Annotated in this window: 15 protein-coding genes; all 15 read left to right on the top strand. The window is 68.4% G+C overall.

The genetic code is table 11. From position 1 onward, the window contains the following. The first annotated feature begins 18 nt into the window (after window positions 1-18). Window positions 19-690, top strand: coding sequence for a GTP cyclohydrolase I FolE (folE, locus tag ABZV91_RS22810; RefSeq protein ID WP_355245091.1), 672 nt, complete (start codon window positions 19-21; stop codon window positions 688-690). A 92-nt stretch (window positions 691-782) separates the two neighbouring features. Further along, the gene (gene folP, locus ABZV91_RS22805) at window positions 783-1,601 is read left to right on the top strand and encodes a dihydropteroate synthase (RefSeq protein ID WP_355245143.1); all 819 of its coding nucleotides are present in this window, start codon (window positions 783-785) and stop codon (window positions 1,599-1,601) included. Continuing rightward, window positions 1,598-1,990, top strand: a complete 393-nt coding sequence (gene folB, locus ABZV91_RS22800; protein ID WP_355245088.1) for a dihydroneopterin aldolase — start codon at window positions 1,598-1,600, stop codon at window positions 1,988-1,990. Before folP ends, folB begins: the two co-directional genes overlap by 4 nt. Further along, window positions 1,987-2,532: a 2-amino-4-hydroxy-6-hydroxymethyldihydropteridine diphosphokinase gene (gene folK, locus ABZV91_RS22795; protein ID WP_355245085.1), complete on the top strand. Its 546-nt coding sequence runs from the start codon at window positions 1,987-1,989 to the stop codon at window positions 2,530-2,532. Before folB ends, folK begins: the two co-directional genes overlap by 4 nt. A gap of 115 nt (window positions 2,533-2,647) precedes the next feature. Beyond that, window positions 2,648-3,124 (top strand): DUF3180 domain-containing protein, encoded by a 477-nt coding sequence (locus ABZV91_RS22790; protein ID WP_355245140.1) that lies wholly within the window; start codon window positions 2,648-2,650, stop codon window positions 3,122-3,124. A 71-nt stretch (window positions 3,125-3,195) separates the two neighbouring features. Next, a complete protein-coding gene (locus tag ABZV91_RS22785; protein ID WP_355245082.1) occupies window positions 3,196-4,332 on the top strand; it encodes a DUF6779 domain-containing protein in 1,137 nt (378 codons plus the stop codon). Window positions 4,333-4,464: 132 nt separating this feature from the next. Next, on the top strand, window positions 4,465-5,397 hold the full coding sequence (locus ABZV91_RS22780; RefSeq protein ID WP_355245137.1) for a DUF2520 domain-containing protein: 933 nt from the start codon (window positions 4,465-4,467) through the stop codon (window positions 5,395-5,397). A 52-nt stretch (window positions 5,398-5,449) separates the two neighbouring features. Next, entirely contained in the window at window positions 5,450-6,442 is a 993-nt protein-coding gene (gene panC / locus ABZV91_RS22775; RefSeq protein WP_355245079.1) for a pantoate--beta-alanine ligase, read from the top strand. Beyond that, window positions 6,442-6,861: an aspartate 1-decarboxylase gene (panD, locus tag ABZV91_RS22770; protein WP_355245134.1), complete on the top strand. Its 420-nt coding sequence runs from the start codon at window positions 6,442-6,444 to the stop codon at window positions 6,859-6,861. The genes panC and panD overlap by 1 nt, the downstream gene beginning before the upstream one ends. 17 nt (window positions 6,862-6,878) lie before the next feature. Continuing rightward, on the top strand, window positions 6,879-7,673 hold the full coding sequence (locus tag ABZV91_RS22765; RefSeq protein WP_355245076.1) for a type III pantothenate kinase: 795 nt from the start codon (window positions 6,879-6,881) through the stop codon (window positions 7,671-7,673). A gap of 185 nt (window positions 7,674-7,858) precedes the next feature. Further along, on the top strand, window positions 7,859-8,485 hold the full coding sequence (locus tag ABZV91_RS22760) for a cysteine dioxygenase (RefSeq protein WP_355245073.1): 627 nt from the start codon (window positions 7,859-7,861) through the stop codon (window positions 8,483-8,485). Window positions 8,486-8,493: 8 nt separating this feature from the next. Then, entirely contained in the window at window positions 8,494-8,916 is a 423-nt protein-coding gene (locus ABZV91_RS22755; RefSeq protein ID WP_355245131.1) for a rhodanese-like domain-containing protein, read from the top strand. A 296-nt stretch (window positions 8,917-9,212) separates the two neighbouring features. After that, window positions 9,213-10,679, top strand: coding sequence for a lysine--tRNA ligase (gene lysS / locus ABZV91_RS22750; RefSeq protein ID WP_355245129.1), 1,467 nt, complete (start codon window positions 9,213-9,215; stop codon window positions 10,677-10,679). Between the two features lie 117 nt (window positions 10,680-10,796). Beyond that, window positions 10,797-11,156 (top strand): Lsr2 family protein, encoded by a 360-nt coding sequence (locus ABZV91_RS22745; protein ID WP_355245070.1) that lies wholly within the window; start codon window positions 10,797-10,799, stop codon window positions 11,154-11,156. A 319-nt stretch (window positions 11,157-11,475) separates the two neighbouring features. Beyond that, complete coding sequence (locus ABZV91_RS22740; protein WP_355245067.1) at window positions 11,476-12,036, top strand: FHA domain-containing protein; 561 nt, start codon at window positions 11,476-11,478, stop codon at window positions 12,034-12,036. Window positions 12,037-12,252: the final 216 nt, after the last annotated feature.

Here is a 12,252-nt window from a genome sequence, read left to right as displayed (position 1 = left end):
ATGTGGAGGTGTCCTCGAATGTCGACCGATCAGCAGACCAACGGCTACACGGCCGATATCCCCGCCGAACTGGGCGAGAGCGGCCCGCCCGCCGCGGAACTGGTCGCGCTGCACACCGGTAGACGCTTCGATCGGTCGCGGGCCGAAGCGGCGGTGCGCGAGCTGCTCCTCGCGGTCGGCGAGAACCCGGACCGCCCGGGCCTGCTCGATACGCCCGCCCGGGTGGCCCGCGCCTATCGGGAGATGTTCGCGGGACTGTACGTCGAGCCCGACTCGGTCCTCAACACCACCTTCGACGAGGAGCATCAGGAACTCGTCCTGGTGCGCGATATCCCGATGTACTCGACCTGCGAACATCACCTCGTGTCGTTCCACGGCGTCGCCCACGTCGGGTACATCCCGGGTCCGCACGGTCGGGTGACCGGCCTGTCCAAACTGGCCAGGCTGGTCGATCTCTACGCCAAACGCCCGCAGGTGCAGGAACGGCTCACCAGCCAGATCGCCGACGCGGTCATGCGGAAACTGGACCCGCGCGGCGCGATCGTCGTGATCGAGGCCGAACATCTGTGCATGGCCATGCGCGGTATCCGGAAACCCGGCGCCAGCACCACCACCTCGGCCGTCCGCGGGATCCTGCAGACCAGCTCGGCCTCCCGCGCCGAGGCCCTCGACCTGATCCTGCGCAAGTGACCGACCCCCGCACGGCCTTCGCCGTACCGACTCTCACCGGGGTGCGGCCGCGTCCCGGCGTGGAGCCGCGTCCGGGCCGCTCCTGCGTCGTGATGGGCGTGGTCAACGTGACCAGTGACTCCTTCTCCGACGGCGGCCGCTACCTCGATCCCCAGCGCGCGATCGAACACGGCATCCGGCTCTACGAGATGGGTGCCGACATCATCGATGTCGGGGGCGAGTCGACCCGGCCCGGCGCCGTGCGGGTCGAGGCGGAGACCGAAGTCGACCGCGTGGTTCCGGTGCTGCGCGGCCTGGTCGCCGCCGGGATACCGACCAGTGTCGACACCATGCGGGCCCGGGTCGCCGAGGCAGCCGTCGCGGCGGGGGTAACGGTGATCAACGATGTCTCCGGCGGCCGCGCCGATCCCGCGATGGCCGGGGTTGTCGCCGCCGCCGGTATCCCGTGGATCCTCATGCACTGGCGGGCCGCGTCGGACTACCGCCACACCGGTCCGGCCGACCACTACGACGATGTGGTGGCCGAGGTCCGTGCCGAGCTGGGGGTGCAGGTGCGGCACGCGATCGATGCGGGTGTCGACCCCGCCCGGATCATCTTGGATCCCGGTCTCGGCTTCGCGAAGACCGCCGAACACAACTGGGCGTTGCTGGGCGCCCTGGACAAATTCGTCGCCGACGGATTCCCGGTGCTCATCGGCGCCTCACGCAAACGGTTCCTGGGGTCGTTGCTGGCCGATGGTGACGAGCCGCGCCCGCCCGCCGGCCGGGAGACCGCCACTGCCACTGTTTCCGCACTCGCCGCGTGGCACGGCGCCTGGGGTGTGCGGGTCCACGATGTGCGCGGTACCCAGGACGCTCTTGCCGTGACCGACGCGTGGCGTCGCGCGCAGCAGCCGGGAACGCCGCGATGAGCGCATCGGCACCCGGACCGGACCGGATCGAGCTGCGCGGGTTGCGAGTCTTCGGCCGGCACGGGGTTTTCGAGCACGAACGCCGCGACGGGCAGGAGTTCGTGGTGGACCTCACCGTCTGGTCGGATTTCGGCACCGCCGCCGCCACCGACGACCTCACCCGCACCGTCGACTACGGTGCGCTCGCGGAGCTCGCCGTGCAGATCGTGGCGGGCCCGCCCCGGAATCTGATCGAAACCGTCGCCACCGAGATCGCCGACCGGGTACGCGAAGTGCCCGGCGTCGCCGAGGTCGAGGTGGTGCTGCACAAACCGGCCGCGCCCATCCCGCACAACTTCGCCGACGTGCGGGTCGTCACCGCGGGTCGCCGAGGGCAGGGGTTCCCGTGACGCGTGCCGTGCTCTCGATCGGTTCGAATATGGGGGATCGGCTGGAACTGCTGCGCAGCGTCGTCACCGGGCTCGGAGCGCGGGTGCGCGCCGTCTCAGCGGTGTACACCACCGCACCCTGGGGCGGGGTGGAGCAGGACGATTTCCTCAATGCCGTGCTGGTGGCCGAGGACCCGGATTACGACTGCCGTGATTGGCTGCGCCACGGACAGCGCTTGGAGCAGGCTGCCGGGCGCGAGCGGGCGGTCCGCTGGGGTGCCCGGACCCTCGACGTGGACATCGTCTCCTGCGCCGAGCGGGCCGGCGCCCGGCTCCGTGCTCTGCGCAGCACCGATCCCGAACTGACCCTCCCGCATCCGCGGGCGCACCACCGCGCGTTCGTCCTGATTCCCTGGCTGGATGTGGAACCCGACGCGTCCCTGGCCGTCGAGGGGACCGAACGCGGCGTGCGCGAACTACTGGCGGAGCTGGACCCCGCCGAACGCGACGGGGTGCGGCGCACGGAACTCACGCTCCTACCCGCCGCGAGGACGGTGCCATGACGCGATACCTCCGCCGACGCTCCGGCCCGTGTGTACCCGCTTCGAGAGGGGCCCGATGACTCTCGGGGGCAGTGATATGAACACCGGCGGCGGTCCCGGCGGCGACGACGGCGGCATGAAGCTGAAACCCACCCGCGTGCGGGAGTTGCTGGCCAATGTGCTGATCGCGGGAGTAATCGCGTGGGTCGCCACCCGGCTGGCCTACGCGAGTTTCCCACCCATCTCCACCATTGCCGGCGCATCCCTGTATCCGGTCGCCCTACTGGAGGCCGTCCTCGGTTTCTACATCCGGACCAGGGTGAGCCATCGCCAGATCGGCGCGGATTCACGCCAGCTGCATCCGATCACCGTCGCGCGCGCGCTCGCGCTGGCGAAGGCGTCGGCCCAGGTGGGATCGCTGGTGGCCGGAGTATGGCTCGGCTTCCTGCTGTGGATCTTTCCGCAGCGCGGGGACCTGCGGGCCGCCGACGCGGACTACCCCGGCGCGCTCATCGGATTCGGTGCCGGTATCGCCCTGGCCGTGGCCGCCCTGTGGCTCGAGTACTGCTGCCGGGCCCCCGACGATCCGACCGACGATCCGGCGCCGTCATAGGCCTGATCCAGTGATCGATCCCGCCCTTTCCGACCTGGGCGACGACGAATATCGCGGCTACCCTTGCGGTCATGGTTTCACCGTCCCGCAGTAGTACTTCCGCGCGCGGCCGGGAAGATGTGGGCAAGCTCTTCCTCGGTGCACTCGTCCTACTGGGTCTGGTGGCCAGCGTTTTTCTCGTACTGAGCGACAGCCTGCAATTCATCCGGGTGGGATTGGTGGTCGCCTTGTGGGCGGCGGTGCTGGGTGCCTGGGCGGCGGGCCGGTACCAGGCGAGAATGCGTGAGCTGCGCCGCGTCTACGAGTTGGAACTCGAGCGGGAGATCAGCGCCCGCCGCGAACACGAACTCGGGGTCGAAGCGCGGGTGCGTTCGGAACTGGGTGCCGACGCGACGGAAATGGCGGCGCTGCGTGCCGAGCTGACGGTGCTGCGGCGGCAGCTGGAACGCCTTTTCGACGGCGACCTTCCGGCGGAGCGGCCCGCGCTGCGGGCGTCCGCCTTCCGGGTCCAGGAGCTGACCGGGGCCCAGGACCGGCCGGGGCTCGCGCCCGGCTGGCAGGGACCCGACGAAGGTGAGCGGCGGGCCGTGGACGCCTGGGCCGATGTCGCGGCGAGCTGGTCGCACGCCGCCGACGGCTGGGTCGAAACCGAAGCCGGGCCCGCCGAACCGGCGACCGATACCGGTGACCGCACAACGGTGACCCCGGTCTACGAAACCGACTACCCGGGCCGGCCGCGCTTCGCCGGTCCCGACGACGCGCCGGTCACCGCGGAAACGGCGATCGTCCGGCTCGACGACGATCCGCCCTACGCGCCGCCCACCTCCGAAATCTCGGGGCCGAGCTGGGCTGACGCCTTCACCGAGGTGCACGACGACCCGGATGCCGGCGACGACCGCTACGGCCCGTCGCTGCGCGACGAACCCTTCTACGGTCCGCCCGCCCCGGACCGTGAGGCTCCGGACTCCCGTCCGCCGGTCGCGGCGGCCTCCGAAACCGACGTCGCCGCCGAATCGGGTGAGCCGCTCGCCGACGGCCCCTCCGGCAACGGAAAAACCCACGCGCCCGCCGCGGCGGGCAAGCTGTTCCCCCGCTCGGCGAACTCCCGGCGCCGCCGCACCCAGGCCGATGCCGCCGGTAACCGGCGGCTGTCGGTCGCCGAGATCATGGCCAACCTGCGTCAGGAAGAGGAACAGCGCAGCTCCTGAAGTGCGGCGTATATCACCCGGGGCGCCCATGGCGCGGCGCCCGGAGGCGGCTCTATCCTCGACTCGTAACGTCCGGTACCCGCAGCGCGGGACTGGAACGACTTCGAGAGGACACTGTTGACCTCGCCACGTGTGACTCCTGGCAACCCGGCAGCGAGTGGTGATCCGGCGCCCGCACGACTGACGGTGGGAATCGTCTCGGCGGGACGTGTGGGATCAGCCCTCGGCGCCGCGCTCGAGCGCGCCGGACATGTGGTGTTCGGCGTCGCCGCGATATCCGATGCTTCGGTGCGCCGGGCGCAGACGCGGCTGCCCGATTCGCGGATCCTTCCGGTCGAGGAAGTCGCTGCCCGCAGCGAACTGCTGATTCTGGCCGTGCCGGACGCCGAGCTGGCCGGTCTGGTCCGCGGCCTGGCGAGTTCGGGCACGGTGCGTCCCGGCACGATCGTGGCCCACACGTCCGGAGCCAACGGCATCGGTGTGCTGGCTCCGCTGCGGGAGGCCGGGGCGCTACCGCTGGCCGTGCACCCCGCGATGACCTTCACCGGCCACGACGAAGACCTGTCCCGCCTGGCCAACGCCTGTTTCGGAATCACCGCCGCCGACGAGGTCGGCTATGCCATCGCCCAGTCCCTGGTGATCGAGATGGGCGGCGAACCGGTCCGGGTGGCCGAGGAACACCGGACCCTCTATCACGCCGCGCTCGCGCACGGCAGCAACCATCTGGTCACGCTGGTACTGGACGCGGTGGAAGCGCTGCGCCAGGCGCTGGCCGGACCGGGGCTGCTGGGTCAGCAGACCGTCGACGATCAGCCGGGCGGCTTGCCGGAGCGGTTGCTCGCTCCGCTGGCCTCGGCCGCCCTGGACAATGCGCTGCGCCGCGGCCAGGCCGCGCTCACCGGCCCGGTGGCCCGCGGCGACACCGCAGCCGTCGCCGCGCACCTGGGGGCACTGACGGCGGCCGATCCCGAGATCGCCGCCGGTTACCGGGCTCTGTCGCGGCGTACCGCCGAACGGGCCCAGGCCCCCGCCGAACTACGCGAGCTGCTGGAGGACCACCGATGACGCGCTACCGCCGCCCGGGCGGACCGCAGGCAAAAGGATCGCGGGAGGCCGTATGACGGACTCGACCCTGCGCGGCGCGTACCGCGCCGGCGAACTCACGGTGCAACACGATCCGGCCGTGCTCGGCGCAGTCGTTCGCGCACTGCGCGGCACCGGACGCACCGTCGGTTTCGTGCCCACCATGGGCGCGCTGCACGAAGGCCATCTCGAACTGGTACGCCGCGCCAAGCGGACCAACCAGATCGTGGTGGTGTCCGTCTTTGTCAATCCGCTGCAGTTCGGTGCCGGTGAGGACCTGGACAGCTACCCACGCACCCTCGACGCCGATGTGGAATTGCTGCGCGGCGAGGGAGTGGCGCTGGTTTTCGCACCGAGTGCGGCGGATATGTATCCCGACGGCCCGCGGACGACCGTCCAGCCCGGACCGGTCGGCGCCGACCTGGAGGGTGCCTCCCGGCCGACCCATTTCGCCGGGATGCTCACCGTGGTGGCCAAACTGCTGCAGATCGTGCGTCCGCACGAGGCGTTCTTCGGCGAGAAGGACTACCAGCAGCTCACCCTGATCCGCCAGATGGTCCGCGACCTGAACTTCGACGTGAAGATCGTGGCGGTGCCGACCGTGCGCGAATCCGACGGCCTGGCGCTCTCCTCCCGCAATCGCTACCTCGATCCGATCCAGCGCGAACTCGCGACCACGCTGTCGGCGGCCCTACTGGCCGGCGCGCGCTCCGGAGCGGCCGGCGCGGACGCTGTGCTGGGGGCCGCGCACGCGGTCCTGGCCGCCGTGCCCGAGATCGAACTCGACTATCTGGAACTGCGGGCCGCCGACCTGGGCCCCGCCCCCGAGTCCGGTAACGCCCGGCTGCTGATCGCGGCCCGCGTCGGCAGCACCAGGCTGATCGACAATGCCCCTGTCCAGTTGGGAGCCCGGCTGGACGGCCACCCCGACGCCGACCTCATGCCCCCCGGAATCGGGCCGGAATCACGAGGGCCCCGACCCGCTGCCGCCGGAGGCGGCGCGATGAATACAGAAGGGCGACGATGATGTTGCGCACCATGATGAAGTCGAAGATCCACCGGGCGACAGTGACTCACGCCGATCTGCACTATGTCGGGTCGGTGACCATCGACCAGGATCTGCTCGATGCGGCCGATCTGCTCGAGGGCGAGCAGGTCTGCATTGTCGACATCGATAACGGGGCCCGTCTCGAGACCTATGTGATCGCGGGCGAGCGCGGATCCGGCGTGATCGGTATCAATGGTGCCGCGGCTCATCTGGTCAACCCCGGTGACCTGGTGATTCTCATCGCCTACGGCATGATGGACGAGGCCGAGTTGCGCGAGTACGAGCCGAAGGTCGTGTTCGTCGATGACCGTAATCGTCCGGTCGAGCTGGGTTCGGATCCGGCGCACGCGCCGGAGGGCTCGGATCTGGTCAGCCCACGCAAGCTGACCTTCGTCTGAGCGGCGCCGGTGACCGCATGCTCTTGACCATCGACGTCCGGACGACCAGCACGGTCGTCGGGCTCATCGCGGGGTCCGGACCGGAGGCCGAATTGGTCCGGCACTGGCGGATCCATACCAACCCGCTGCACACCGCCGACGAGTTCGCGATGAGTCTGCGGGGGCTGGTGGGCCCGGATCTCGACGCGGTGACCGGTGTGGCCGGTTTGTCGACGGTGCCACCGGTACTGCGCGAACTGCGCTTCATGTTGGATCGCTACTGGCAACATGTGCCGCATGTGCTGGTCGAACCCGGCGTCCGGACCGGTATTCCGCTGCTCGTGGACAATCCGAAAGAGGTCGGCGCGGACCGGATCGTCAACAGTCTGGCCGCCCATCATCGTTTCGGAGGCGCCGCGATCGTCGTGGATTTCGGTGTGTCGATCTGTGTCGATCTCGTATCGGCCAAGGGGGAGTTCCTCGGCGGCGTGATCGCGCCCGGAGTGGAGACCGCGACCGAGGCGCTCACCGAGCGGACCGCGTTGCGCCGGGTGGAACTGAGCAGGCCTCGGTCGGTGGTGGGCAAGAACAGCGTCGAATGCATCCAGTCCGGTGCGATCTTCGGTTTCGCCGGCCTGGTGGACGGGCTGGTGGATCGTATTCGCGACGATATCGACGGTTTCGCCGAGGACGGGGTGGCGGTGGTGGCCACCGGTGCGGCGGCTCCGCTGATCATCGATGAATCCGAGACCCTCGAGCACCATGAGCCGCACCTGACGATCACGGGGTTGCGGCTGGTATTCGAACGTAACCAGCGCCGCACTCGCGGCTGATGTCGCTGCCCGCGGCTGTGACATATTCCGTTGATCCGAATGTGGCCTCGCCGCGCTCGGCTTGCTAAGCTCACCGTGTGCTGAACCGCATGCGTACCCAGGAGTGTTGTCGAGGCTGATTCGCCTCGACCGTTCGAGGCATTCTGCAGTCCTCGACCGTTTCTTTACATCCTGGAGATGCGCTCATGCATTCGCCTGTTCTCTCGTCTGTAGTGCGCCGGTCGGCCCGTGATACTTCCGCCGCGGCCGCCGATCCGATTCCCGATCGTCCGATCGCCCCGGCCCTGCCGACGCGGCTGCGTCCGGCGGATCTGCTCCGCCTGACCGACGAGACCGGTGAGGACGTGCTCTCCGGACGGTACGACCATCTGCTTCCCGCGGACGGTCTGTGGCCGGCGGTCGATCGCTGGGCCACCCGGCTGGTCGCCGACGACGAGGTCGATGTCTGGCTGATCAGCTGGACTCCCGACAAATCCACGAAACTGCACGATCACGCCGGTTCGCTCGGGGCGCTCACCGTACTCAGCGGGGCGCTGGCCGAGTACCGCTGGAACGGTACCGAACTGCGGCACCGGGTGCTGTCCGCCGGCGATCAGGCCGCCTTCCCGATCGGCTGGGTGCACGATGTCGTGCGCGCCCCCGACCGGATCGCGGTATCCGGCTCGTCCGGAGTCGGACCGCTGGATCCCACCTTGAGTGTGCACGCCTACTCGCCGCCGCTCACCGCCATGTCCTATTACGAAGTGACCGGACACGGCAGCCTGCGGCGTACCCACACCGTTCTCACCGACCAGCCCGAAGGTGACCTCTGATGTCGCGACTGACCATCGATCAGATGCTCGACCAGGCCCGCGCCCAGTTGCGCCGGATCCATCCCGTAGAACTGCCCGCCGCGCTCGCCCGCGGGGCGATTCTGGTGGATATCCGCCCCGCGGCGCAGCGAGCCAGGGAAGGAGCGCTGCCCGGAGCCCTGGTCATCGAACGCAATGTGCTCGAGTGGCGGCTCGATCCCAGCAGTTCGGCCCGCCTGGCGCTGGCCACCGATCACGATGTCGAGTGGGTGGTCGTGTGCTCGGAGGGCTACACATCCAGCTTGGCGGCGGCGTCGTTGCGCCAATTGGGGCTGCACCGCGCGACCGATCTGGTCGGCGGGTACAAGGCCCTGGAAGCGGCCCGTATGCGAGCGGTCGCCACCGGCGCCGCGCACTTCACCAGGGAAGTTCGTTCGCTCGCCGTTCTCTGAATTGTTGTCCTCGGCCGAATGCGGCCGGACGACAATACATTTCCGCCGTGCGTCGGCGCCCCGGGAAAATTCTAAGCAACCAAATGGTCTATTTCTCCGGGGCCGCCGTGGCGCGCCTTCGGCGAGTGATTCCTTATCGCGCGGTTGGGGCGGGCGGATGACGAATCGATTTGCGGTGCACGCTAGGGTGGTTCGCTGTGAGCAACCCGAACATCTCGTCATCCGGCGGCTCCGCGGGCGTTGTTCCCGCGGGGCGATCCAGCCGCTCTGTGGAGGTCGACGACGTCCCCGAGCAGATGCGGATCCGCCGGGAGAAGCGGGAGCGGCTGCTCGAGTCGGGCGGGGAGGCCTATCCCGTTTCGGTGCCGCGCACCCATAGCCTGGCCGAAATCCGCGCCGCCTATCCGGATCTCGCGGCCGATACCGCGACCGGGCGACTCGTCGGTGTGGCCGGCCGGGTCATCTTCATGCGAAATACCGGCAAATTGTGCTTCGCTCAGCTACAGGAGGGCGACGGCACCACATTGCAGGCCATGGTGAGCCTGAACGGAGTCGGCGCGGAGGCGCTGGCGGCGTGGAAGTCCGATGTGGACCTCGGCGATATGGTTTTCGTGCACGGTGAGGTCATCTCGTCGCGTACGGGTGAATTGAGCGTCATGGCCGATTCCTGGTCCATGGCCGCGAAGGCGCTGCGTCCGCTCCCGGTAGCACACAAGGAGATGGGCGAGGAGGCGCGGGTCCGGCAGCGCTATGTCGATCTGATCGTGCGCCCGGAGGCCCGCCGGACGGCCCGTACCCGGGTGGCGGTGGTGCGCGCGCTGCGCAATGCCCTGGAACGCCGGGATTTCCTCGAAGTCGAAACGCCGATGCTGCAGACACTGCACGGCGGCGCCGCCGCACGGCCCTTCCGCACCCACTCCAATGCGCTCGATATGGATCTCTACCTGCGCATTGCCCCGGAGTTGTTTCTGAAGCGCTGCGTGGTCGGAGGAATCGAGCGGGTCTTCGAGATCAATCGGAACTTCCGTAACGAAGGTGCCGATTCCACCCATTCGCCCGAGTTCGCGATGCTCGAAACTTATCAGGCGTACGGCACCTACGACGACTCCGCGCGGATGATCCGGGAATTGATCCAGGAAGTCGCCGAGGAAGCGCTGGGAACTCAGGTCGTCACCCTCGCCGACGGTTCGGAATACGACTTGAGCGGGGAGTGGGCGACGGTCGAGATGTACCCGTCGTTGTCGGAGTCGTCAGGGGTGGAGGTCACGCCGGAAACAACTGTTCCGGAATTGCTCGAACTCGCCGATCGAGTCGGTCTGGAAATTCCCGAAGGTAAGGGTTACGGCCACGGCAAACTGGTGGAGGAACTGTGGGAGCACTGCTACGGCGACAAGCTGTACGTGCCCACTTTCGTCCGCGATTTCCCGGTCGAGACGTCCCCGCTGACCAGGCAACATCGGTCGCGGGCCGGTGTCGCCGAGAAGTGGGACCTGTATGTCCGGGGCTTCGAGTTGGCCACCGGCTATTCGGAGTTGGTGGATCCGGTGATCCAGCGCGATCGGTTCGTCGATCAAGCCCGCCTGGCCGCGGCCGGTGACGACGAGGCAATGGTGCTCGACGAAGACTTCCTGACCGCGATGGAGCACGGGATGCCACCGACGACCGGAACCGGTATGGGAATCGATCGGTTGTTGATGGCGCTCACCGGATTGGGAATCCGGGAAACGATACTGTTCCCAATAGTGCGGCCGGTCGGCCGTTGAGCGAGCGGTTTGCAAAGCAGGCTGCTCGTCTTGGAATTTTCCGAATTCGAGGTATTCTTGCCTCGGGTAATCGGCCTGATATTGCAGGCCGTACGATTTCGAGAGGACGTTCATCTCATGGCAAAGAAGGTCACCGTTAGCCTGATCGACGATGTCGACGGTGAGTCCATCGCGGACGAGACCATCGAGTTCGCAATCGATGGGGTGTCGTACGAGATCGACCTGTCGTCGACGAATGCGGCGAAACTTCGGGACGAGTTGGAGCAGTGGGTGACCAGCGCCCGCCGGGTGAGCGGCCGGCGTCGGGTGAAGTCCGCGGTCGCGGCCTCCGGTAGCACCAAGGCCCGCGCCACCATGGACCGCGAACAAAGCGCGGCCATCCGGGAGTGGGCGCGCCGGAATGGTCACAAGGTTTCCGCGCGGGGCCGTATCTCCGCCGATATCACCGACGCATACAACAAGGCCGCGAAGGGATAGTTCTTCTTTCAACCGTCGCGCGTGTGGGTAATTCACGGAACACGCGGACGGCTGGTCTTCTCGATAGCTATCTGGAATTACCGCTGGCCCCGGCGTCGATCGCCGGGGCCGCTGCGCCCGGCGGCGTTCCATCTTGCCCGAGCGGCCGACTGCCCGGCACCATAGGTGTGATCGGCCGGGCGCGGTGCGCCGCAGTGCAAGGGGTCCGCAGTGTTCGGCAGTTGCTGCCGATATGGAGAGGTGAGGTATCGGCGCAGTGTCCGGATCCGTCGGTTCGTTCCTTCGATTCACCGATGACGAAGGCCGCAGGCGCGAGGTGATGTTGAGTCCCGACCGGCAGCGGCTCACCATCGGCCGCTCTGCGGGCGCCGATCTGTCGCTGCGCTGGGACGCCGAGGTATCGCGGTTGCATGCTGCGGTCGAATACCTCGCCGGGCACTGGACCATCGTGGACGACGGCCTTTCCCGTAACGGCACGTTCGTCAACGGCGAACGCATCAACGGTCGCCGCCGCCTCATGCCCGGGGACCGTATCCGGGTGGGCACTTCACTGGTGTCCTTCCACGACTTCAACGGCGTCGCCGACGACGCCACCCGAACCTCCGGTGGCGGTCTGCCGACCGTGCGCTCGCTCACCGAGGCGCAGCGCGGGGTGCTCGTGGCGCTGTGCCGGCCGTTCAAAGGGGATGCCGGCTTCGCCGCCCCGGCCACCAACCAGCAGATCGCCGATGAACTGTTCCTGAGCGTGGACGCCGTCAAGACCCATCTTCGTGCCCTGTTCGCCAAGTTCGGCGTCGAGGACCTGCCCCAGAACCAGAAGCGGGTCCGGCTGGCCGCGCTGGCCATGCGCAGTGGGCTGATCACCGATCGCGATCTCTGACCGGGCGGCCGCTTCCCCGTGCCCGCTCGTACAGTGGCCGCCTGGGTCGGGGAAGCGACCTACCAGGGCTCGCGTCGTCGGACCGCTGCTCCGGCCGGTACTTGCCCGGGCAGACTGCGCGCACCGGGGCAACTGCCTGCCCGGGTCGGGGCGTACCGGGGTCCGCTGTCCGCCGCCGGCCATCTCCCCAGCTCTGGGAGTCGTTCTGTTCGCTCT

Origin of the sequence: Nocardia sp. NPDC004568, from assembly GCF_040609955.1 — a bacterium.
In the GTDB taxonomy this organism is placed as follows: domain Bacteria; phylum Actinomycetota; class Actinomycetes; order Mycobacteriales; family Mycobacteriaceae; genus Nocardia.
Note: the sequence above shows the minus strand (reverse complement) of the source record. Positions and strands in the feature narration are given on the sequence as shown.